Origin of the sequence: Kordia periserrulae, from assembly GCF_003054265.1 — a bacterium.
GTDB lineage: Bacteria > Bacteroidota > Bacteroidia > Flavobacteriales > Flavobacteriaceae > Kordia > Kordia periserrulae.
The window spans coordinates 61,851-83,861 of the sequence record NZ_QBKT01000001.1; the positions used below are offsets into that span (position 1 = coordinate 61,851).

General features: G+C 36.2%; 18 protein-coding genes. 7 read left to right on the top strand and 11 right to left on the bottom strand.

Annotation, left to right across the window (positions count from 1 at the left end; genetic code table 11):
• Positions 1 to 6: 6 nt before the first annotated feature.
• Positions 7 to 1,350, top strand: a complete 1,344-nt coding sequence (locus tag C8N46_RS00305; RefSeq protein ID WP_158269034.1) for an aspartyl protease family protein — start codon at positions 7 to 9, stop codon at positions 1,348 to 1,350.
• Between the two features lie 178 nt (positions 1,351 to 1,528).
• Here the strand turns inward: C8N46_RS00305 and C8N46_RS00310 are convergent, their stop codons facing one another.
• Complete coding sequence (locus C8N46_RS00310; protein ID WP_108112867.1) at positions 1,529 to 1,954, bottom strand: DUF1573 domain-containing protein; 426 nt, start codon at positions 1,952 to 1,954, stop codon at positions 1,529 to 1,531.
• Positions 1,955 to 2,147: 193 nt separating this feature from the next.
• Here C8N46_RS00310 and C8N46_RS00315 point away from each other — a divergent pair, with 193 nt between their 5' ends.
• A complete protein-coding gene (locus C8N46_RS00315) occupies positions 2,148 to 4,781 on the top strand; it encodes a valine--tRNA ligase (RefSeq protein ID WP_108112868.1) in 2,634 nt (877 codons plus the stop codon).
• A 378-nt stretch (positions 4,782 to 5,159) separates the two neighbouring features.
• Here the strand turns inward: C8N46_RS00315 and C8N46_RS00320 are convergent, their stop codons facing one another.
• From C8N46_RS00320 to rsfS, 7 genes are all read right to left on the bottom strand, one after another.
• Positions 5,160 to 5,588, bottom strand: a complete 429-nt coding sequence (locus C8N46_RS00320; protein WP_108112869.1) for an organic hydroperoxide resistance protein — start codon at positions 5,586 to 5,588, stop codon at positions 5,160 to 5,162.
• A 287-nt stretch (positions 5,589 to 5,875) separates the two neighbouring features.
• A complete protein-coding gene (locus C8N46_RS00325) occupies positions 5,876 to 6,133 on the bottom strand; it encodes an acyl-CoA-binding protein (protein ID WP_108112870.1) in 258 nt (85 codons plus the stop codon).
• The gene (locus tag C8N46_RS00330) at positions 6,130 to 6,780 is read right to left on the bottom strand and encodes a phosphatidylserine decarboxylase family protein (protein ID WP_108112871.1); all 651 of its coding nucleotides are present in this window, start codon (positions 6,778 to 6,780) and stop codon (positions 6,130 to 6,132) included. Before C8N46_RS00330 ends, C8N46_RS00325 begins: the two co-directional genes overlap by 4 nt.
• Positions 6,770 to 7,591: a phosphatidate cytidylyltransferase gene (locus C8N46_RS00335; RefSeq protein ID WP_108112872.1), complete on the bottom strand. Its 822-nt coding sequence runs from the start codon at positions 7,589 to 7,591 to the stop codon at positions 6,770 to 6,772. The genes C8N46_RS00330 and C8N46_RS00335 overlap by 11 nt, the downstream gene beginning before the upstream one ends.
• Position 7,592: 1 nt before the next feature.
• On the bottom strand, positions 7,593 to 8,201 hold the full coding sequence (locus tag C8N46_RS00340; protein ID WP_108112873.1) for an LUD domain-containing protein: 609 nt from the start codon (positions 8,199 to 8,201) through the stop codon (positions 7,593 to 7,595).
• A gap of 111 nt (positions 8,202 to 8,312) precedes the next feature.
• Positions 8,313 to 10,250, bottom strand: a complete 1,938-nt coding sequence (ftsH, locus tag C8N46_RS00345; RefSeq protein WP_108112874.1) for an ATP-dependent zinc metalloprotease FtsH — start codon at positions 10,248 to 10,250, stop codon at positions 8,313 to 8,315.
• A gap of 18 nt (positions 10,251 to 10,268) precedes the next feature.
• Positions 10,269 to 10,640 (bottom strand): ribosome silencing factor, encoded by a 372-nt coding sequence (gene rsfS, locus C8N46_RS00350; RefSeq protein WP_108112875.1) that lies wholly within the window; start codon positions 10,638 to 10,640, stop codon positions 10,269 to 10,271.
• A gap of 92 nt (positions 10,641 to 10,732) precedes the next feature.
• On the opposite strand from rsfS, the gene C8N46_RS00355 reads away from it, so the two are divergent.
• Entirely contained in the window at positions 10,733 to 11,464 is a 732-nt protein-coding gene (locus tag C8N46_RS00355) for a biotin--[acetyl-CoA-carboxylase] ligase (protein ID WP_108112876.1), read from the top strand.
• A 141-nt stretch (positions 11,465 to 11,605) separates the two neighbouring features.
• On the opposite strand, the gene C8N46_RS00360 is transcribed toward C8N46_RS00355, so the two are convergent.
• Positions 11,606 to 11,998, bottom strand: coding sequence for an SRPBCC family protein (locus C8N46_RS00360; protein ID WP_108112877.1), 393 nt, complete (start codon positions 11,996 to 11,998; stop codon positions 11,606 to 11,608).
• A 31-nt stretch (positions 11,999 to 12,029) separates the two neighbouring features.
• Positions 12,030 to 12,674 (bottom strand): orotate phosphoribosyltransferase, encoded by a 645-nt coding sequence (pyrE, locus tag C8N46_RS00365; RefSeq protein ID WP_108112878.1) that lies wholly within the window; start codon positions 12,672 to 12,674, stop codon positions 12,030 to 12,032.
• 7 nt (positions 12,675 to 12,681) lie between these two features.
• Between pyrE and C8N46_RS00370 the strand changes: the two genes are divergently transcribed.
• Positions 12,682 to 13,263: an NUDIX hydrolase gene (locus C8N46_RS00370; protein WP_170110050.1), complete on the top strand. Its 582-nt coding sequence runs from the start codon at positions 12,682 to 12,684 to the stop codon at positions 13,261 to 13,263.
• Between the two features lie 148 nt (positions 13,264 to 13,411).
• Here C8N46_RS00370 and C8N46_RS00375 read toward each other — a convergent pair whose 3' ends face one another.
• On the bottom strand, positions 13,412 to 15,163 hold the full coding sequence (locus C8N46_RS00375; RefSeq protein WP_108113561.1) for a M14 family metallopeptidase: 1,752 nt from the start codon (positions 15,161 to 15,163) through the stop codon (positions 13,412 to 13,414).
• 161 nt (positions 15,164 to 15,324) lie between these two features.
• On the opposite strand from C8N46_RS00375, the gene C8N46_RS00380 reads away from it, so the two are divergent.
• From C8N46_RS00380 to C8N46_RS00390, 3 genes are all read left to right on the top strand, one after another.
• The gene (locus tag C8N46_RS00380) at positions 15,325 to 16,935 is read left to right on the top strand and encodes a SulP family inorganic anion transporter (RefSeq protein WP_108112880.1); all 1,611 of its coding nucleotides are present in this window, start codon (positions 15,325 to 15,327) and stop codon (positions 16,933 to 16,935) included.
• Positions 16,936 to 17,015: 80 nt separating this feature from the next.
• Positions 17,016 to 19,232, top strand: a complete 2,217-nt coding sequence (locus C8N46_RS00385) for a tetratricopeptide repeat-containing hybrid sensor histidine kinase/response regulator (protein WP_108112881.1) — start codon at positions 17,016 to 17,018, stop codon at positions 19,230 to 19,232.
• A 43-nt stretch (positions 19,233 to 19,275) separates the two neighbouring features.
• Positions 19,276 to 21,408: a tetratricopeptide repeat-containing hybrid sensor histidine kinase/response regulator gene (locus C8N46_RS00390; RefSeq protein ID WP_108112882.1), complete on the top strand. Its 2,133-nt coding sequence runs from the start codon at positions 19,276 to 19,278 to the stop codon at positions 21,406 to 21,408.
• The last annotated feature ends 603 nt before the right edge of the window (positions 21,409 to 22,011 follow it).

Consider the following 22,011-nt stretch of genomic DNA (forward strand, 5'->3'; position numbering starts at 1 on the left):
ATAATTTTGCGAAAGTTAAAAATACATATATTTCTGCTGTTATTTTGTATATCTGGAATTGCACAGGCGCAAAGTAAGTTTCACATCATCGATGGAAAAGAAAAGGCATCTGTAAGTTTTAAATTGATTAACAACTTGATTGTCCTTCCTGTTGAAATTAATGGTGTAAGCATGTCTTTTCTGTTAGATTCTGGCGTTAATAAACCCATTATGTTTAGCTTGAATCCTGGCGATTCATTATCTATTGAGCAAAAAGAGCGCATTCAACTTCGCGGTTTGGGTTCTGGAGAATCAATTGATGCCGTAAAAGCGCGTTCGGATACGTTTAGAATCAACAATCTTCTCAAAAATAATTTAGAATTATACATCATTCTCGACCAAGATATCAACATGTCTACTCGTTTAGGTGTTCCAATACATGGTATTATTGGTTATGATGTGTTTAAAGATTTTATTGTGGAAATTAATTATGCCACGGAAAAAATCAAGTTTTACAACCCAAAAACATATAAGTATCGTAATTGTAAAAAATGTACCGATTTACCACTGACATTTCGAAATAACAAACCGTATATTGATGTCACAGTTGCCATTGAAGAAGATACAGAACCTAATATTCCTGTAAAATTATTAATTGATTCTGGCGGAAGCGATGCCTTGTGGTTGTTTGAAGATAAAGAAAAACAAATTACCATTCCTGAGAAAAAATTTGATGATTTTCTAGGTCGCGGATTGAGTGGAAGTATCTACGGAATGCGTTCGCGGGTAAAGAAATTTAACGTGGGACAATTTACATTTGAAAACGCAAAAGTCGCTTTTCCAGATTCTACTGCAATCACCTACGTAAAAAACTTTAAAGAGCGCAATGGAAGTATTGGTGGCGAAATTTTAAAGCGCTTCAGAGTCATTTTCGATTATGGCAATGAACGTATCCGACTTCGAAAAAGTAAATACTTCTCCGACCCATTTCGTTACAATATGAGCGGTATTGAACTGCAACACAATGGCATGCGCGTGGTGCAAGAAATAAAAAAACGTAGTAATGGTGTTACCAATTATGGTCGCCAAACAGGCAATGGTGAAATCAGCGTTGTTTTTGAACATTACAACACGTTCAATCTTGTAAAAGCTTATGAAATTGCTGAAATCCGAAAAAATTCCCCAGCAGAATTAGCAGGATTAAAAAAAGGTGATGTGATTGTTTCTATCAACGCAAAAACAGTTGATAAAATGTCTCTAAGTGAAGTCACAGAACTACTGCAAGGAAAGGAAGATAAAAAAATGCGTATCAAAGTCTTACGCGGTCCGATGGAATTAAAATTTGAGTTTCGTTTAAAAGACGTACTTTGATAGGCAATAGACTTCTTAGATTTTAAGATTTGTTAGATTTTTAGACTTTTAGACTTTTTAGAAACACTTTGCTTTTACAAATAACTCTAAGACAAATCAACGAATCCACAAAAAACATAAAAAAAACGCCCAATCAAAACTGAAAGGGCATTTTCTAAAATTATAGGGTTGTCAGAGATTAAGACTCAATTTCTGATTTATCTTTCATCATAATACTTTTCTGCTTGCTAGGATCCACAATTTTTCCTTTAATCTTGATAGCTTTCGTTGGCTCATCTGCATTAGAATATACCGTAATGGTCTTTCTAATTGGTCCTACACGCTTTGTATCGTACTTCACTTCAATAATTCCAGTCTTTCCTGGTAAAATTGGAGCATCTGGTTTTTTAGGAATAGTACATCCGCAACTTGAATATACTCTTGTAATTACCAAAGGCGCTGTTCCTGTGTTCGTAAATTCGAATACACGTACGCCGTCGGCTCCTTTTTCAATCGTTCCGTAATCAATCGTTTCTGTTTTAAACTCAATCTTTGCGGTTTTTTCCTGCGCTTGTAAAGCAATAGTAAATAAACCTACAAACAATATCGTAACTATTTTTTTCATCTTCTTTGAATTTAGTATTAGTGTAAAATTAGGTGCTTATTTATAATTTTACAAAAATTATTTCACAAAAAACAAAGTAACTCGTATCAAATACACATATTTCGCAATTAACTGCAAAAGTGATAAAACACTTTTTAAATAGTGTAGATATAAGTACTTTTGTCAACTTAAATAATACAAAAACAATACCAAAATGAGTATTCAGAAAAAGTATGATCCAAGTAAGATCGAAGACAAATGGTATCAGTATTGGATGGAAAACAACTATTTTCATTCAGAACCAGACGAACGTGAAGCGTACACCATCGTAATTCCGCCACCAAACGTCACAGGAGTCTTGCACATGGGACACATGCTCAATAATACCATTCAAGATGTATTGATACGCCGCGCCAGACTGCAAGGATACAACGCTTGTTGGGTTCCTGGAACCGATCACGCTTCTATTGCAACGGAAGCAAAAGTCGTGAACAAATTGAAAGAAGAAGGCATCAATAAGTCCGACATTACACGCGAAGAATTTTTAACACATGCGTGGGAATGGACACATAAACACGGCGGTATTATTTTAGAGCAACTCAAAAAATTAGGTGCTTCGTGCGATTGGGAACGTACAAAATTTACGATGGATGACGATATGTCAGCATCTGTCATCAAGACATTTGTCGATTTATACAATAAAGGCTTAATTTATCGCGGATATCGTATGGTAAATTGGGATCCCGAAGCAAAAACAACATTGTCTGATGAAGAGGTAATTTACGAAGAAAAACAAGGAAACTTATACTATCTGTCATATGCCATTGAAGGAAGTGACGAAAAAGTTACGATTGCCACAACACGTCCAGAAACGATTTTGGGAGATACTGCCATTTGTATCAATCCAAATGACGAGCGTTATGCACATTTAAAAGGTAAAAAAGCGATTGTGCCATTGGCAAATAGAGTCATTCCTATTATTGAAGATGACTATGTAGACATCGAATTTGGTACAGGTTGCTTAAAAGTAACGCCTGCGCACGATGAAAATGATAAAATGTTGGGTGATAAACACAACTTGGAAGTAATCGATATTTTCAATGAAGATGCTACGCTCAACAGTTTCGGTTTGCATTACGAAGGAAAAGACCGTTTTGTAGTTCGTAAAGAAATCTCCAAAGAACTAGAAGAGAAAGGTTTCTTGATTAAAACGGAGCAACATATCAACAAAGTTGGAACGTCTGAGCGTACCAAAGCGGTGATTGAGCCGCGTTTGTCTGACCAATGGTTCTTAAAAATGGACGATTTGGTAAAACCTGCGTTGCGTGCGGTGTTGGAAGATGGTGATATTAAATTATTCCCGAAAAAGTTTGAAAATACCTATCGTCATTGGATGGAAAACATTCGCGATTGGAATATTTCGCGTCAACTTTGGTGGGGACAACAAATTCCTGCGTATTATTTTGGCGATGGAAAAGAGGATTTCGCTGTGGCGGAAACGAAAGAAGCAGCCTTAGCCTTAGCGAAAGCCGCGACTGGAAACGAAAACTTAACACTTGATGATTTACGTCAAGATGAAGATGCGCTTGATACATGGTTTTCGTCATGGTTGTGGCCAATCAGTGTTTTTGACGGAATTCGCAATCCTGAAAATGAAGAAATTCAGTATTACTATCCAACCAACGACTTGGTAACGGGACCAGATATTTTGTTTTTCTGGGTTGCCCGAATGATTATTGCTGGATACGAATACCGCGATATGAAACCGTTTACGAATGTATATTTGACAGGATTGGTTCGCGATAAGCAAGGAAGAAAAATGTCAAAATCGCTCGGAAACTCGCCAGATGCGTTAAAACTAATTGCCGATTATGGTGCCGATGGCGTTCGTGTAGGATTGTTGTTAAGTTCTGCCGCTGGAAACGATTTATTGTTTGACGAAGCTTTGTGTGATCAAGGAAAGAAGTTTGCCAATAAAATTTTCCAAGCGTATAACTTAACGCAAATTTGGGAAGTAAGCGATGAAGTTGCACAACCAGAAGTAGCAAAAATCGCGATTGATTGGTACGAAGCAAAACTGCAAAAAGCCTTGGCAGAATTGGAAGACCAATACAGCAAATACCGAATTTCAGATGCGTTGATGATTAGTTATAAATTGGTGTGGGATGATTTCTGTTCGTGGTTTTTGGAAATGGTAAAACCAACCTACGGCTCGCCAATTGATAGAAAAACCTACGATAAAGTAATTGCTCTTTTTGAAGCGAATTTGAAGATTTTACATCCGTTTATGCCATTCCTTACGGAAGATATTTGGCAGCGTATGGCAGTACGTTCTCCAGAAGAAGCGTTGATTGTTGCGAGTTGGCCGGAATCAACTACAATTGATGAAAAAATCTTGACTGATTTTGAAATGATTCAAGAGGTAGTTTCGGGAATTCGTACGATTCGCAAGGAGAAAAACATCGCCAATAAAGATGCGATTTCGTTAACAATTGTCAACAATGAAAAAGCTACCGATACACTAGATGCTGTAATTGCAAAACTCGGAAACGTAGACAATATTTCGTATAGCGACGAAAAGTTAGAAGGCGCGTTATCGTTCCGTGTAAAATCGAATGAATACTTTATTCCAATGGAAGGTGCCATTGACATTGAAGCGGAAATTGAAAAGTTGACCAAAGAGCTAGAATATGTAGAAGGTTCCTTAAAAATTGTGCAAAAGAAACTATCTAACGAACGTTTTGTAAATAATGCTCCTGAACAGGTTGTAGCCAACGAAAAGAAGAAAGAAGCAGATGCCATTGCGAAGATTGAAACGCTGAAGGCTAGTTTGGCTTCGCTTAAATAATGTATCAATTTTTTAATTAAGTAATGTACCAATTGGTTGATTTGCTAATTTGAAGATTTGAAAATGGGCGCTGGTGATGTGAAATTCGCTAGCGCTCATTTTTTTTGAATTGAATGATTGAAAAATTATCCTTTGATGTTCTTGCTCGCTTAATTTTAATTTTCTTCTATTCATTCCTGCGTAGGCAGGAATCCATTGCAGTTTGAAAATGATTCATCATCTTATAAAGCTGAGAGGAATCAAAATCATAAAAATAAAGCAACACTAAAATTCCAAAGCAAAGCGTGTCCAAAAGCGAAGCGAGTCTAATAAAAAAATCGCTCAAAGTTTCCCTTGAACGATTTTTGTATGTTTTAAATTTTCTTGAGACAAAGAATACTATTCGTCCAACAATAAATTCAAGGTTACCGTAATATTGTCACGTGTCGCTTTACTAAATGGACATACTTCATGTGCTTTTTCGACCAAATCCTCACCGGTTTTTACATCGACACCAGGAATGTAACAATCCAACGTTGCTTCTAAAAAGAAACCATCTTCATCTTTACAAAAACCAATAGTCGCTGTGACACTTAATTCTTCTTCATTAATAGCTATGCCTTCGTTTTTAGCTACAGCTTGCAAAGCGCCACCAAAACAGGCTCCGTAGGCTGCTCCAAAAAGTTGTTCAGGATTTGCTCCGTCACCACCATTTCCGCCCATCGATTTTGGAACTGATAAGTTAAAATCTATTGGACTGTTTTCAGAATGTACTTTTCCTTCTCTACCTCCTATAGCTTCCGTAGTAGCTTCATATAATGTTTTCATAATATTCTTTTTTTGTTATTAAGTACTAAAGATAACATCATATATATACTTTATAAAATGTAAGCTCTTAAAATTCTCATAAAACAATGATGACTTCGTTTTTTTATAGTGGAAAACCTGTGTTCTTAGTTTATAAGTTGATGAGTTTATGTGCTTGTATAGGAAATTATGCTTGTTGTATTCGAAATTTAGAATCCAACATTTAAAATTCTAAGAGCGAAGCACTCTAACAGACGAAGTCGATTCTAAAGCAAAGCGTGTCTAACAATCTAAAAGCGCAAGCGTATCTACTCAAAATACGAATTCACCAATGCAATATATTCTTGTTTGGCTTGTTCGGGAGAAATGTCTTGCATTTGCAAGAGCGCGTTCATTTTAAAAGCGTTGATAATCGGGCGACTGCTACTAGGTTTGCCGTCATTATTAGTGGCGCGTTTATAATAGGCATACAAGCGCAGCAAAAAATCCGCAGGAAATGGTTCTGTGGAATTGTTTACGCGTTCAACAGCTTCAAAAAATGCTATGTCTAAGTCAGAAGTACTCATGATTTCATTGCCACAACATCAACGCCACCTTTTACCGTTTGGTTGAGTTGCACATTCAATTTTGTGTTTAAGGGTAAAAATAAATCGACACGCGAGCCAAATTTGATGAATCCAGCGTCTTCACCTTGTACTGCGGTTTCACCTTCTTCTGCGTAGTTAATGATTCTTCGCGCCAACGCACCAGCAATTTGACGGTATAAAATTGGACCGTAAGTATCATTTTCAACGACAATAGTTGTACGTTCGTTTTCTTCTGACGATTTTGGATGCCAAGCAACCAAGTATTTTCCCGGATGGTATTTGCTGTATTTTACCGTTCCTCCAATTGCATATCGCGTTACATGCACATTGATTGGCGACATGAAAATAGACACTTGCAAACGCTTGTCGTTAAAATATTCTTTTTCAAATACTTCTTCAATTACTACCACTTTTCCATCAACCGGAGCAATGACATGTGCGTCATTTTTAGGAGTGACGCGTTTTGGGTTTCTAAAAAATTGCAAAATCAAGATTAAAAAAACGACTGCAACTGCTTGTAGTCCGTATTTTATCCATGCAATATCAATTTTATCTGCCGTTAGCACAATAGCAGCAACAATAATAAAGGTGACAATGATGATTTTATAGCCTTCTCTATGAAACATAATGTAATATCTTTAAAAACAAATAAATAAATGGTGCTGAAAATAGCATGCTATCCAATCGGTCAAAAATTCCGCCGTGTCCTGGCATGATAGAGCCACTATCTTTTACATTTGCTTGTCGTTTAAATTTTGATTGTATCAAATCGCCAATCGTTCCGATAGAACTGATGATGATTGCTAAAATTAACCAACTTGTAAAACTTAAAGTTTCTGTAAATTTAAAGATAAAATAACTAGCAATACAAGAAAAAAACACGCCGCCCAAAAAACCTTCCACCGTTTTTTTAGGAGAAATTCGTGAAAATAGTTTTTGTTTTCCAAAGTTTTTCCCCGTGAGATAGGCAAAAGAATCATTTACCCAAACTAGAATAAAACTCCCTAAAATGATGTACGGTTCATAGTTGTCGGTAGCGTTTGGAATCAACAATAAAAAAGCAAAACTACTACTCATATAAAACGTAACGAGCAAGTATTTTTTGAATTCGGTTTGCGGAATGATTTTTTTACTGAACAAATCGCGGATTAAAAATAGCGAAACAAACATGGAAAATACCAGTAAAATTAGCGTCGCTTCTTCAAGTTTAACTTCGGGTTGCAATTGTTTCCAAAACACAAAAACGCTCAATACGACTAACAGTATGAAATATTGGATAACACCTTTTAGATAAATAAGTTTGCTAAATTCGTACATACACAACAATCCAAAAACGGTAAACACAGTAAAAATAGCTGGTTGTGAGTAGTATACTGACGCAATCAGCAGTGTTACAAAAATAAGTCCGGTTAAAGATCGGGTTAAAAATTCTTTCATTCTAGAGGTCTTCCAATAGCAGCAAATATAAGTTTTTTGAGCTACTTCCATAAGATAAAAAGTCCTTTTCTTCCTGTACTTGAAAATGCTTTATTGTAGTAATGTTGGTTGGAATATTTGATCGGTATTTGTTTTTGATACCGCGCAAACCTTCACCAATTGTAGTAACGAGTTGACTTGTTTTGGCAAGAATGACAAAATTGTCTGGCAAATCGTTGAGTTTTTTTTCTTTGACTTGATTGGAACAGACTAAGATAGCACCGTTATCTGCAATTAAATATTCGCAAGACGATAAGAAAAAACTAGCATTCATATTGACACGCGAAAATTTCATATCAAAATTGTCAAAATGCTCTTGTAATTCTTCATCAAAGCACAATACTTCTTTCTCTTCCCAATTGTTTTCTAGTAGAATATTTTCCAAACTATCATACACGTCTGTAAACGAATCGCAGTACAAAAATTTACCGCCATTTTTGCGAAAATTGATGGTAAAACGCTCGTCAATAGGCAATTGTATTTGAGGCATATATTTTCCGCGCTCTTCCGCAGGATTATCTTCCTGTTGAGGTTTGGATTTGGAGCCGAAAATTTTTTTGAAAAGACTCATGGAGTCAATTGTAGTTTAGGATTTGGAAAAATTTATGTAAAGATAAAAAATCTCGAATTATTCGAAAGATAATTCGAGATTTTTTAAGAGTTAATATTTTGTGAATGTGTATTATTCTTCAGAATCGTCTTTTTCTTCTGATTTTTCAAACGGTCTTTTTCCGAAAATTACTTGTAAATCGTCTTTAAAGATCACTTCCTTTTCGAGTAACAACTCAGCAAGCTTTGTCAGCTTGTCTTTGTTTTGCTCCAAAATTTGAATAGCTCTTTGGTATTGATTTTCGATAATCTTCGAGATTTCTTCGTCAATGATTTTTGCCGTTTCTTCACTGTATGGTTTATTGAAACCACTATCATTTCCGCTAGAATCGTAATAAGTAAGGTTTCCAATTTTGTCATTCAAACCATACACGGCAACCATGGCACGTGCTTGTTTGGTTACTTTTTCCAAATCGCTCAAGGCTCCAGTAGAAATTTTATTGAAAATTACTTTTTCTGCGGCACGTCCACCAAGTGTTGCACACATTTCGTCCAACATTTGCTCCGTACGAACTAGCATACGTTCTTCTGGTAAGTACCAAGCTGCTCCTAGCGATTGTCCTCTTGGTACAATGGTAACTTTTACCAATGGCGCAGCATGCTCAACCAACCAACTTACCGTTGCGTGACCAGCCTCGTGAAATGCTACTGTTTTCTTTTCTTCTGGTGTGATGATTTTATTTTTCTTCTCTAATCCACCTACAATTCTATCTACAGCGTCTAAGAAATCTTGCTTTTCAACGGCTTTCTTTCCTTTTCTCGCCGCGATTAAAGCAGCTTCGTTACAAACGTTTGCAATGTCTGCACCAGAGAATCCAGGCGTTTGTTTTGATAAGAAGTCGGTATCTAAATCTTCCGCTTTTTTCAACGGTTTTAAGTGTACTTCAAAAATTTCTTTACGTTCGCGGATGTCTGGTAAGTCTACATAAATCTGTCTATCAAAACGTCCAGCACGCATTAAGGCTTTATCTAAAATGTCTGCACGGTTTGTTGCTGCCATTACGATGACATTGGTATTGGTACCAAAACCGTCCATTTCTGTCAATAATTGGTTTAGCGTGTTTTCACGCTCGTCGTTAGAGCCTGTAAAGTTGTTTTTTCCACGCGCACGTCCAATCGCGTCAATTTCATCAATAAAAATAATTGCTGGCGATTTTTCTTTGGCTTGCTTAAACAAGTCGCGCACTCTCGATGCTCCTACTCCCACAAACATTTCCACAAAGTCAGAACCAGAAAGTGAGAAAAACGGAACTTGTGCTTCACCAGCTACTGCTTTTGCTAACAATGTTTTTCCTGTTCCTGGAGGTCCAACTAACAAAGCTCCTTTCGGAATTTTTCCTCCAAGCGAGGTATATTTTTCAGGATTTTTCAAGAAATCAACAATTTCTTGAACTTCTTCTTTCGCACCTTCCAAACCAGCAACATCTTTAAATGATGTTTTCATATCGGTTTTTTCGTCGAATAATTTCGCTTTCGATTTTCCAATATTGAAAATTTGTCCACCCGCACCGCCAGCGCCACCGCCAGACATTCTTCGCATGAGTAAAATCCAAACGCCAATAATTAAAATAAATGGAAGTATGCTAAAAATTATACTCGAAAAAGTAGTGTCTTGCTGGTCGGAAGCAATTTGAAAATCGAGATTTTTCTCTTTTTTTACCTCATCTAAATAATCTTCAAAATTATCAAGACTAAGGTATTTGATAGAAAAATCAGGATTGTTGCCCATTGAAAAAATGCTAGGTCGGTTGTTGATAAACTTTTTATATATGTCTTTATCAGCAGCACCTTGCTTTAGATAAACTCGAGCAATTTTTGAGTTTGTAACGACTTCGATTTTTTCAATATCGTTATAAGGAACAAGTTCTTTAAATTGTGTAAATGTAACATCGTCACCTGCTCCAGAATCATTTGAAAAGATTAAGAAAAGGAGAAAAATTCCAATTAAACCATAAATCCAATATGCATTGAATTTAGGTTTCTTTGCCATGTTATTGTTGTCTTTTGCCATTAAATCAAAATGTAATTTTTAATAATTTGCTTGAATAGAAGTTACTTTTGCATCGCCCCAAAGTCCTTCTATATCGTAAAACTCTCGGATGTGTTTTTGGAATACGTGGACAACTACGTTGACATAATCCATCAAAACCCATTCTGCATTTTCAGAGCCTTCTACGTGCCAAGGTTTATCTTTTAATTCTTTGCTCACTATTTTCTGAATGGAGCCCACAATGGCATTGACCTGAGTGTTAGAGGTACCATTGCAAATAATAAAGTAGTCACAAACTGTATTGTCTATTTCACGTAAGTCTAAGATGGTGATATCATTTCCCTTTACTTCTTCTATCCCTTTTATGATGCCTGTGATCAATTGATCAGTACTTACCTTAGTTTTCGTCATTCAATTATTTATATTTTATACAAAAGTATTACTTTTAAATGTTATTTGTAACTTCTTTATCATAAGAATCTCTAAAGATTTTAAAACCTGCAATGAAAATAATCAAACTTGATGCCATTGATTCCACCAATTCGTACGTGCGACAGCTTAGTTTGCATGAAAAGCTAGTAGATTTTACTATTGTAACTGCTGCTGCTCAAACCTCAGGGCGAGGTCAAATGGGAACTACGTGGAATACTGAAAAAGGCAAAAACCTTACATTTAGTGTGTTTAAGAAGGTTTCTTGTTTGGAAAATGAGGAGCAATTTTACATTAGCATGGCGACTTCTTTAGCGATTTACAACGCTTTAAAGCACTTTCAAATTCCGAAACTAGCTATTAAATGGCCAAACGACATTTTGGCAGAAAATAAAAAAATATGTGGCATTTTGATTGAAAATGTCATACAAAATAGCAAAATGACAGCCGCGATTATCGGAATTGGTTTAAATGTGAATCAAACGGATTTTGATACTTTATTGAATGCTTCTTCGCTGAAAAAAATTACAGGAATTCATTACGATTTGGATGAAGTATTGTTTCAAGTTGCTGCACAGTTAGAAAAATATGCACGTTTGATTACCGAGCGTTCCCTAGAACAACTAAAAATGGAGTATGAATTGTTGTTGTTCCGAAAAGACAAACCGTCAACGTTTGAAGATACTGATGGAAATTTGTTTATGGGATTTATTCAAGGTGTCGCTGACGACGGAAAGTTGCATGTATTACTCGAAGATGAAATTGTTAAAGCGTTTGATTTGAAAGAGATTAAGCTGAAATATTGAGTGTAGACTCAGCGTAAACGCTTTTAGACTTGCTTTGCTGACAGACTAGCATGTGCTTTTAGACACGCGTTGCTTTCGATTGTTAGCTTTGTGTTTGAAACTGATACGAGTCAGTAAGAAACTCGCATCAGCTTTATTTTTTTATAATTTGCTCATATTCTCGGCAAGTGTATTCACAAATTTTCCAATCGGTCCTTTAATCATCATGGACATCATTGGATTAAACTTACCTTCAAAAAGTAATTGTGCTTCGCTTTTTCCTTCGCTAATTTCCTGAATATTTCCAGTTAAGGTAAAAGGTAACTTGTCAGAAGCAGCGCCTAAAACTACTTTATTTGGCGGTGTGCTTTCTTTTAATTTCAAGATAATTTCTGGCATTCCTTTTAAGGCGAATACAAATTTTCCTTCTTCCAACACCTCAAACTTACTGATGTTTTCAGGCATTAATTTTTCAAAATTTTCAACATTAGTCAAAAAATCATACAGTTCTTGAGGAGATTTGTCAACCTGTACTTTAGGGCTTTCTATGTTCATGTATAGTATTTTGTTATTTTTTGATAGGTAATCAATTAGCGTTCCAATTTGCAGGATCTTTTCGCCAATTTTCCAGCGTTTCTAGTTCACTAGACGTAATATAATTGGTGTCCAATGCTTGTTCTAGCAAGTTTTCATAATTGCTTAAGGTGTGTAAATTGACGTTGGATTTTTCAAAATTTTCTTTAGCAATGTCAAAATTATACGAAAAAATCGCAACCATTCCTTTTACATTGACTTCCGCAGCTTCTAGCGCTTTTACAGCATTCAAGCTACTTTTTCCTGTGCTAATTAAATCTTCAACGACCACGACGTTTTGTCCTTTTTGAATAAAACCTTCAATCTGATTTTGTCGTCCGTGTTTTTTGGCTTCTGGACGCACATATACAAAAGGCACACTCAAATATTCGGCTACCAGAATACCAATTCCGATAGCGCCCGTAGCGACACCTGCAATTACATCTGGCTTTCCGTATTCCTTCTCAATATGCTTGGCAAATTGCTCTCTGAGATAATTTCGAATTGGTGGAAAAGACAACGTGACTCTATTATCACAATAAATTGGCGACTTCCAGCCAGAAGCCCAAGTAAAAGGCTCTTGTGGTTGTAATTTAATTGCGTTAATTTGCAACAGCAATTCGGCAGTCTTTTTGGCTGTATTTTTATCAAAAATCATAGTGCAAATGTATAAAGTTTTTATCAATGATAAGCTCATTATTCTATCAAATGAGGTGCAAAAGAATGAAATTTCCGACACTTACGTATTGAAAGATGTTGATTTAGAGTGGCTTATAGGAAAAATGAACTCAGGAAAAATAGATAAAGCGATACTTTATCACGATAAAAGTGAGGACTTACTGCGTTTGCTCTGTTCTCGACTTCCTTTGGTAGAAGCGGCAGGCGGTTTGGTGAAAAATAACAAGAATGAAACCCTGTTTATCTTTAGAAACGGAAAGTGGGATTTGCCCAAAGGGAAAACAGAAAAAGGAGAAGATATAGAAGAAACTGCTATTCGCGAAGTAGAAGAAGAAACGGGCGTTACCGGATTGACCATCACTGACTTTTTAATGCAAACCTATCATGTTTTTAAGCGAAATGGCGAATATCGTCTAAAATTGACGCATTGGTACAGCATGAAAACAAACTACGACGGAGAATTACATCCAGAAATTGAAGAAGACATCATGGAAGTAGTTTGGAAAGACGATGCCGCAGTAAAAACTGCTTTGCAAAATTCCTATGAAAATATAAAGATGTTGTTTTAGCTTCGCTTCGCTCAATTGAATGATTAAAAATTCAAAGATTCAAGGTTTTTTTGTTTTTCGTCCTTTGTTTTTTGTCGTTTTTTTAGACTTTTTAGATGTATTAGACATATTAGATTTTTAGACCCAAAACCTAACACCCAAAACCCAACTACCTAAGCTTCCTAAAAACAGGATAACGCAAATGTGCTTTTTCGTAATGATTGGACTTCATGTAAATCCAGCGCAATTGCTGTTGTGCACTTTCTGAAAACTCTTTGTTTGTAGCTTTTAATTGGTCAAATTCTGCTTTCCATTCGGGATTCTTCGCCAATAATTCTTTAGCTTCATCTTCGAAAACGTAGGCGGAAAACCCTTCTTTTTGTTGCAAAATAGTATCAAAAAAGTTCCAGTTAAAAAATGAATCTACCGCTTCTGGTTCTAGTGTTTCCAATAAATAACGAAATGCTGGTTGATTCGTATTTACAATAATATCACCTTTTCTAAAACCAATTTTCTCGATGCTTTTGCTAACTTCCGTATTGTAATGCGGATAATGTCCTTCATACGGATTGGTGTAGGTTTTGTAATCTTTAATATGATATACTTCTACTTCCATAATAGTGTCGTTTTCAATCATAGAAAAATCAACCTGATTTATTTCTAATAATTCCATCACTTCATGCCAACCTTGCGGAATAATGTACGCTTTCGGAATGGCAACTTCCTTTGTTGGTTTGAAATAATTGTAATACTCCACTTCTTTGGTAAAAGGCTTGCTGACATCATATTTCAATCGTTTTTGTCCAGTCAATTCACTTTCTACAAACGCACCTTCGTAGCCTTTAAAATTCAAGATAGATTTTTGCGTTCTGTCCAACGTCCATTGTACAGGATAGGTTTTTGCATTGACAAACGATTGATGTGTCTTACTGCGAATTTCTTTAATTTCTGCATGATGCTTGGTTTCTATGTTTTCAATCAACGCATCCATAAGTGCGTAGGTGCCTTCCACGCGTGGTTTGTACGGTTTTAACATGTGTGTTTCCACCATTAATCCCAACGTATTGAACAAGGTTGTATATCCAGTAGAATAGCGTGGCGAGTCCATAAATTGTGTAAATCCACTATCAGGCGTACGCCCAAAAACATTTACATACGGCGTAATGTCCCAATTGTTTTGTAGCAGTGTTGCTTCCAAATCGGGCATCATTTTGTTGTGGAGAAATTCACCTGCTTCATGACCTAATTTGTTGTGTTGCGTAAACAAGTGCGTTAATGTGTATTGATAATCGGCTCCATTACTCACATGATTGTCTACAAAAACATCGGGTTGTACTTTGTGAAAAATTTCGGCAAAAGCTTTTGCATTTTGGGTGTCCGATTTGATAAAATCACGATTCAAATCATAATTACGTGCGTTTCCACGAAAACCATAGGCTTCTGGACCATTTTGATTGGCTCTTGTACCTGAATTCCGATTCAAACTTCCACCAATATTATATACAGGAATGGCAACAATCACAACATTTTTAGGTGCTTTTTTAGTACCGTTTGCCAAATCGCGCAGCAATAGCATCGTGGCGTCAATGCCGTCACTTTCGCCAGGATGAATTCCATTATTTACCAATAAAATCGTCTTTTCTTTGCGAATTTCATCAAAATCAAATTCTCCGTCAGGATTATAGGTAACCAAATGTAATGGTTCGCCTGAATCTGTCATTCCCATAGTTTCCAAATGGATTTCAGCATAGCGTTCTGCTAAATTTTCATAAAAAGCAATCACTTCTGGATAAGTTGGCGTTTGCGTTCCGCCAGATTTCTCAAAAATGGTGGTAAAATCGTAATCGGTTGGTGTTTTTTTCTTTTCCGAAGAACAAGCAAACAATAGCGAAATGCAGAAAACAAATAGCAGTTTTTTCATGAAAATGGTTTTTAGCATGTCAAACTTAGTCAAAAAAAAATAGAAAAATAAGCGCGCTGTATTGAGTTGACCTTTTGATAATCTTTAAAAACTTGCAAGACAAAATAATAGCTGTATTTTTGCCGCTTCTTATTTTTAGCAGAATTACAAGGAAAATAGTTATGACAGAGTTTATTAGAAAACGTGCAGCAAATGCCAAAAATGACATATTAAGTGGATTAACCGTAGCATTGGCATTGGTGCCAGAAGCGGTAGCGTTTGCCTTTGTGGCAGATGTTCCTCCAATGGTTGGTTTGTATGGTGCGTTTATGATGGGATTAATCACAGCGGTTTTTGGTGGACGACCAGGCATGATTTCCGGAGCAACAGGTGCCATGGCAGTTGTAATGGTCGCTTTGGTGCAAAAAGGAAATGAACTCGGATTGGAAACAGGCATGGAAGACCAAGGGTTGATGTTTTTATTCATAACGCTATTGATGGTTGGTGTCATACAAATGCTAGCAGGCGTTTTTAAACTTGGAAAGTTTGTGCGATTGATTCCGCATCCTGTCATGATGGGATTTGTAAACGGTTTGGCAATTGTCATCTTTTTATCGCAATTAGAAATGTTTAAAACAGGAAGTGGTGATGCCAAAACTTGGTTAGAAGGCGCTGCTTTGTGGATAATGCTCGGCTTGGTAGGTTTAACGATGTTGATTATGTGGGGATTGCCAAAATTGACCAAAAAACTACCCGAAGCGTTAATCGCGATTATTGTTGTTTCTGCGATTGTAATTCTTGGAAATGTGGACGATGTAGCTACGGTAAAATCATTTATTGTAGAAGGAAGTGGAGGCGATGCAACTGGCTTAAAAGGCGGATTACCAACGTTTCAAACCGCTATTTTTTCGTCAGAACTCTGGAATATGAACAATTTATTAATCATGGCGCCGTATGCGTTTATCTTAGCCGCTATTGGATTGATAGAATCACTCATGACTTTAAATTTGGTAGATGAATTGACTGAAACACGTGGAAATAGCAACCGTGAATGTTTGGCGCAAGGTGGCGCTAACATCGTCAACGGATTGTTTGGTGGAATGGGCGGTTGTGCCATGATTGGGCAATCTATCATCAATATAAAAGGAGGTGGACGTGGACGATTGTCGGGAGTTGTTGCAGCAGTTGCGTTATTGTGTTTTATTTTATTTGCTTCTGGATTGATTGAGCAAGTACCGATTGCCGCATTGGTAGGCGTGATGTTTATGGTCGTAATTGGAACGTTTGCATGGAGTAGTTTTAGAATCTTGAATAAAATTCCAATTAGTGATGCCATTGTATTGATTGCGGTATCTTTAATTACCGTTTGGAAAGATTTAGCAGTTGCCGTCATTGCGGGAGTGATTATTTCAGCATTGGTATTTTCTTGGGAAAATGCCAAACGCATTCGTGCTCGTAAGAAAGTATTGGATGATGGAACGAAAGTCTACGAAATATACGGTCCATTGTTTTTTGGAAGCATTCAAGCGTTTAACAGCAAGTTTGATGTAAAAAATGATCCCGATATCGTAGTGATTGATTTTATGGAATCGAGAGTTTCTGACCATTCGGCATTGGAAGCTATTTTCAATCTCACACAAAAATACGAAGCCGCAGGAAAACAATTGCGTATCAAACACTTGAGTGACGACTGTAAAGCGCTGATGATCAAAGCATCTCCAAAATTAGCAAACGTCATTGAAGACGCTGTTGATGACCCACGCTATTATGTAATGGCGGATTTACAAAAATAATCGTAGGCAATCATTTGAAATTGTAAAAACCTACACGAATTTTTGTATCTTTTCGGCAGATTATAGCTTGCTAACTTACCATGACTGCCATACGCGTCTTTTTATTGCTTTTTGTTGTTGCTACTGCCATGCATGGACAAACGAATCGTGTGCTGACGAAAGATAGCATCATTCAACTTCAAGCAGCCGCTAAAAAGATGACTTCAAAGCAACAATTTAATGAAGCCATTCGGTATAGTCAACGTGCCTTACATCAGTCAGCTTTGGCACAAAACGACAGTTTAATTGCCGAAAGTTACTGTACACTTGGCGCTGTGTATATTCAAATGCGTTTTAAAGAACGTGCTATTGAAAGCTACAACAAAGCCATTGAATATTTTACCAAGAAAAATAATGAAAAACGCTTGATGCAAGTTCTTAGCAAACTTGGGTTTTATCTATTTCAAAACAATCAATTAGAAGCGGCTGAAAAAAAACTGAAAAAAGGATTGATGCTTTCCGAAAAGTTTCAAGCTGATGTAAGTTCCATTAAGCCGAAATACTACATCGGACAGTTATTTTTGAAGAAAGGCGAATACGAAAAAGCCAAAGATTGTTTTTCCAAAGTGATTTCTTATTGCGAAGATAATCCAGAATATTCTTCGAGTGAAGATATGTTGCAAGGAGCGTATTATTTTAATGGAAATGCCTCTTTTTTGCAAGGTGATACGGATGCAGCGTTGGATTACTACAAAAACGCAATTGCTATTTGTGATACCTCTCATAAAAAACATCTCAAATTACTAGCTTCTGCAAATAAAAAACTTTCAGAAATTTATGCTAAAAATGGTGATAGCGAAGCTGAATTAGCCGCTTTAAAACAGCATATTGAAGCGTTTGAAACAGACAATGTAAAAAAGAAAGACGAGCTGCTTTCCAAAATTATATCAAAATATGGAATTGACGAGTATGAAAGTCGATTGGAAAGCATTGAAAAGGAGCAAGAAACCAAAGAAATTTACATCAATAATTACCAACGATTGACGACCATTTTAGTGGTGATTTTGGTAATTTTAGTACTACTAACAGGAATTTTTTATTTGAATCAACGTGCCAGAGTACGCACAAACGCTTTGCTGAGTGGACAAAATAAGGAATTGATTGAAGCGAAAAAGCAAATAGAGAATGTTTCAAAAATTCGCACAAACTTCTTTTCATTAATCAGTCACGAATTGCGCACACCTTTGTATGCAATTATCGGAATGACCAATTTACTGTTGTTAGAAAAACCAGAAAAATTTCAAGAACGCTATTTAAAATCTTTAAAATTTTCAGGAGAACATTTATTGGCAATCATCAACAATATTCTGCAAATGAACAAAGTGGAAGCCAGTAAAATGAAAGCTGTTGAAGAACACATTGACTTGCGCAAAAACGTTAAAAATGTCATCACTTCCGTAGATTTTTTAGTGAAAGAAAACCGCAACCACATTGATATTAAAATCGATGAACACATTCCAAATATCTTACTGGGTGATAGTTTAAAAATTTCTCAAATCCTATTCAATTTGCTAGACAATGCGGTTCGTTACAATAGGGAAGCAGATATTCGCTTGCGTATCAAACTTGTCACCGAAACTGCCGAAACAGTGCATTTAAAATTTTCTGTAAAAGACAACGGTTTGGGAATTCCACAGCAAAAAAAGCATGTGGTTTTTGAAAATCTTGCCAAAGGAATTATACTGACGGAAGACAACGGTTATTTGGATTTAGGCTTGGGATTGACCACAGTGAACAATCTTCTCAAAGTGTTGAAATCCAAACTACATTTGCGCAGTGTGTTGAATAAAGGCTCTGAATTTTACTTTGAGTTAGCGCTTAAAAAAGTAGAAATCACGCCAATGGAAGACGATATCGAATTTGATAATAAAACCTACAATTTTGAAGGATTGAGCGTCCTAATTGTAGATGATAATGCCGTAAATGGTTTGTTGACACAAAAAATTCTGGAACGCCAACACATACAAACCAAAGTTGTGCACAGTGGTTTTTCTGCCTTAGATATTATAGAACAACAACAATTCGATTTGATTCTTATGGACATGTTTATGCCCAAACTAAACGGTTTGGAAACCATTGATAAAATTCGTGAAAACAATAACAATATTCCTATCATTTTACTCACGGCGATGGAAGTTTCGGATGCGTATGCCAAAGCTGTAAACACCAATATTAGCGGTGTTATAAGCAAACCGTTTGAACCGGAAATGCTTTATGATAAAATAGATGACGTAATGAATCAGTCAAGTGAAGAATAATGCGCTAGTACATATCGTCCTTTGTTTTTTTGCGTGTGTATCATTGCATGCACAACAGGTTGCTGCAGACAGTATAAAAAAGCTCAATGATGAGGCTTTTGATTTGTCGCGCGATTACAAGTTTGGGCAGGCACTTTCCTATAACTATCTCGCTATACAACACGCTTTAAAAAACGAAGATGACAACTCGCTTGCGTCTTCATATCATACCTTGGCAAATACGTACAGGCGAATGCAATATTTTGGCAAAGCTGAAAAGTATTTCAAAAAATCATTGGCAATTTATCAAGAACTGCAAGACAAACGCCAAATTTTATTGGTATATCAAGATTTGGCGCGTACGTGTATGGATCAAGTTAAATATGCAGCCGCGCATCAATATTTACAAACGGGTTACGAGTTGGCAGCAACTTCCTCCGTAGTAGAAGATATCATGTTGCTCGATTGGGCAAAAATAGCACTACTGCAAGCGGAAAAACGCTATGATGATGTACTTGCTTTTGTAGAAAACGTAAAACAAAGAGTAAAGGCTTCTACCGATAGCGAACTGTTTTACACTGCCCGAATGAACTATTTAGAATTTACGCAAGGTGATGCCTTTTTTAACTTGGGCGATTATGAAAATGCGCAAAGATATTTAGAGAAACACATCAAAAATGAATACGTTCATGTAAATGATTTGGCGACTTCCTATCATCAATTGGGAATCATCTACGAATCGCAAGGAAATATTGGAAAACAGCGAGAAGCAGAACTCAAATATCAGCAAAATCTCAAAAAGCAACTCGAAAACGATCAGCAGCGCTTGGAAGAGGAATTGTTGGCAGATTATAGTTTGAGTGAGGAGCAACTCAAGTTGGATATTTTAGAAGAAAAAAACTATCAAAAAAGCATCATTGTCAACCGATTTAAAGTGGTATTGGTGATTATTGCCTTGCTTTTGATTGGTTGTATCATTTTAGGAACGCTTATCATAAAAGCCATTTATAAAAAGATAAAAAGCAACCGACTTTTACGCATTAAGTACAATAAGTTGGAAGAAGCCAAATTAAAAGCAGAAATGACTTCCAAAACAAAATCCAACTTCTTCTCCATGATGAGTCACGAATTGCGCACACCTTTGTATGCGGTGACAGGAATTACGCATTTATTATTAGAAGAAAACCCAAGACCGTCGCAACAACAATACTTAAAATCGTTAAAATTTTCAAGCGACCATTTGCTGTCTTTGGTGAATAATATATTGCAAGTCAACAAACTAGAAGACAACACCATTACCATTGGTGCGTCTACGTTCAACTTAAAAGCGAATATTGACAACATCATCAAGTCGTTTGATTTGTTGATAAAAGATCGCGAAAACGAACTGCATATTGCGTATGATACGGAAATTCCAGAATTGCTAGTAGGTGACAGTTTAAAAATATCTCAAATTTTAATCAACTTAATCAGTAATGCTATCAAATTCACCAAAAAAGGAACCATTCGGTTAAGTGTTGAAAAAGTAGCAGAAACTGAAGAAGATGTGCAATTGCATTTTTGCGTGCAAGATACCGGCATTGGAATTCCGAAAGAAAAGCAAGAAAAAGTATTCGAAATGTTTTCGCAAAACCACAATGTTGTGAACGAAGAATACCAAGGTTCTGGATTGGGATTGTCGATTGTAAAAAAATTATTGCAGTTGTACGATAGTGAAATTCATTTGGAAAGTAAAGTAAATGTTGGGACTACGTTTACTTTTGATATTCGTTTTCCAAAAGCTACTGAACATACAGACACAAAAGCAGAAATTGATATTGAAGATGTTGATTTTAGTCATTTAAAAATGTTGGTGGTAGACGATAATAAAATCAACCAAATGCTGACGCAAAAAATTCTTTCTACGAAAAAAATTGATGTCGATGTAGTAACCAGTGGCGCAGAAGCTATTGAAATTGTGAAGAACAAGCATTACGATTTAATTTTGATGGACATTCACATGCCCGAAATGGACGGTTACGAAGCGACTTCTGCCATTCGAAAATTCAACAAAAAAGTGCCGATTATTGCCTTTACCGCAGTTTCCTTAGATGACAGTCTGCCAAAAATCATCAACTCAGGAATGAACGATATGATTATCAAACCGTTTGTAGCCTCGCAGTTATTTGCTTTGATACGAAAATATATGGAGGTTTAGATTTTTAGACTGCTTTGCTTTTAGACTTCGCTGCGCTTTTTAGACTCGCTTCGCTTTTTGGACTTGCTTTGCTTTTAGACTCGCTTCGCTTTGGATTTTTAGAGTCACGAAACTAGATTGCTTCGCTTTTGGAGTCAGGACTTTTTCGGATAAGGTGTATAGTATTAGAAACGTCATTTCGAGTGATTTTCGCTAGAAAATTGTATCGAGAAATGCTATGAAATGTTGAATGTTGGATGTTGAATGTTGAATTGATTCGAAGGTCAACTTGTAAAGTTAGATAACATATCGTTATGTAAAAAAATCGTCATTTCGAGTGATTTTCGCTAGAAAATTGTATCGAGAAATGCTATGAAATGTTGAATGTTGGATGTTGAATGTTGAATTGATTCGAAGGTCAACTTGTAAAGTGGGCAACAATCTTTATGGAAAAAAATCATATACCAAAAAAACATTGGCACATTTTCAAATTATCAAATTATCAAATTAACACATTAAAAAACCATTGATACATTAGTACATTAAAAAAATCCGGTTCTCCGAGGAGTTTACCCCCTAAACGAACCCCTTTTATCCGGTTCTGAACCTCTTTTTACAGGTTCC

What these genes read in the sequence shown, in the direction of transcription:
- C8N46_RS00310 (WP_108112867.1), bottom strand. Translation starts at nt 1,954, where the DNA reads ATGAAAAAAATAGTTACGATATTGTTTGTAGGTTTATTTACTATTGCT.
- C8N46_RS00315 (WP_108112868.1), top strand. Translation starts at nt 2,148, where the DNA reads ATGAGTATTCAGAAAAAGTATGATCCAAGTAAGATCGAAGACAAATGG.
- C8N46_RS00320 (WP_108112869.1), bottom strand. Translation starts at nt 5,588, where the DNA reads ATGAAAACATTATATGAAGCTACTACGGAAGCTATAGGAGGTAGAGAA.
- C8N46_RS00325 (WP_108112870.1), bottom strand. Translation starts at nt 6,133, where the DNA reads ATGAGTACTTCTGACTTAGACATAGCATTTTTTGAAGCTGTTGAACGC.
- C8N46_RS00330 (WP_108112871.1), bottom strand. Translation starts at nt 6,780, where the DNA reads ATGTTTCATAGAGAAGGCTATAAAATCATCATTGTCACCTTTATTATT.
- C8N46_RS00335 (WP_108112872.1), bottom strand. Translation starts at nt 7,591, where the DNA reads ATGAAAGAATTTTTAACCCGATCTTTAACCGGACTTATTTTTGTAACA.
- C8N46_RS00340 (WP_108112873.1), bottom strand. Translation starts at nt 8,201, where the DNA reads ATGAGTCTTTTCAAAAAAATTTTCGGCTCCAAATCCAAACCTCAACAG.
- ftsH (WP_108112874.1), bottom strand. Translation starts at nt 10,250, where the DNA reads ATGGCAAAAGACAACAATAACATGGCAAAGAAACCTAAATTCAATGCA.
- rsfS (WP_108112875.1), bottom strand. Translation starts at nt 10,640, where the DNA reads ATGACGAAAACTAAGGTAAGTACTGATCAATTGATCACAGGCATCATA.
- C8N46_RS00355 (WP_108112876.1), top strand. Translation starts at nt 10,733, where the DNA reads ATGAAAATAATCAAACTTGATGCCATTGATTCCACCAATTCGTACGTG.
- C8N46_RS00360 (WP_108112877.1), bottom strand. Translation starts at nt 11,998, where the DNA reads ATGAACATAGAAAGCCCTAAAGTACAGGTTGACAAATCTCCTCAAGAA.
- pyrE (WP_108112878.1), bottom strand. Translation starts at nt 12,674, where the DNA reads ATGATTTTTGATAAAAATACAGCCAAAAAGACTGCCGAATTGCTGTTG.
- C8N46_RS00370 (WP_170110050.1), top strand. Translation starts at nt 12,682, where the DNA reads ATGTATAAAGTTTTTATCAATGATAAGCTCATTATTCTATCAAATGAG.
- C8N46_RS00375 (WP_108113561.1), bottom strand. Translation starts at nt 15,163, where the DNA reads ATGAAAAAACTGCTATTTGTTTTCTGCATTTCGCTATTGTTTGCTTGT.
- C8N46_RS00380 (WP_108112880.1), top strand. Translation starts at nt 15,325, where the DNA reads ATGACAGAGTTTATTAGAAAACGTGCAGCAAATGCCAAAAATGACATA.
- C8N46_RS00385 (WP_108112881.1), top strand. Translation starts at nt 17,016, where the DNA reads ATGACTGCCATACGCGTCTTTTTATTGCTTTTTGTTGTTGCTACTGCC.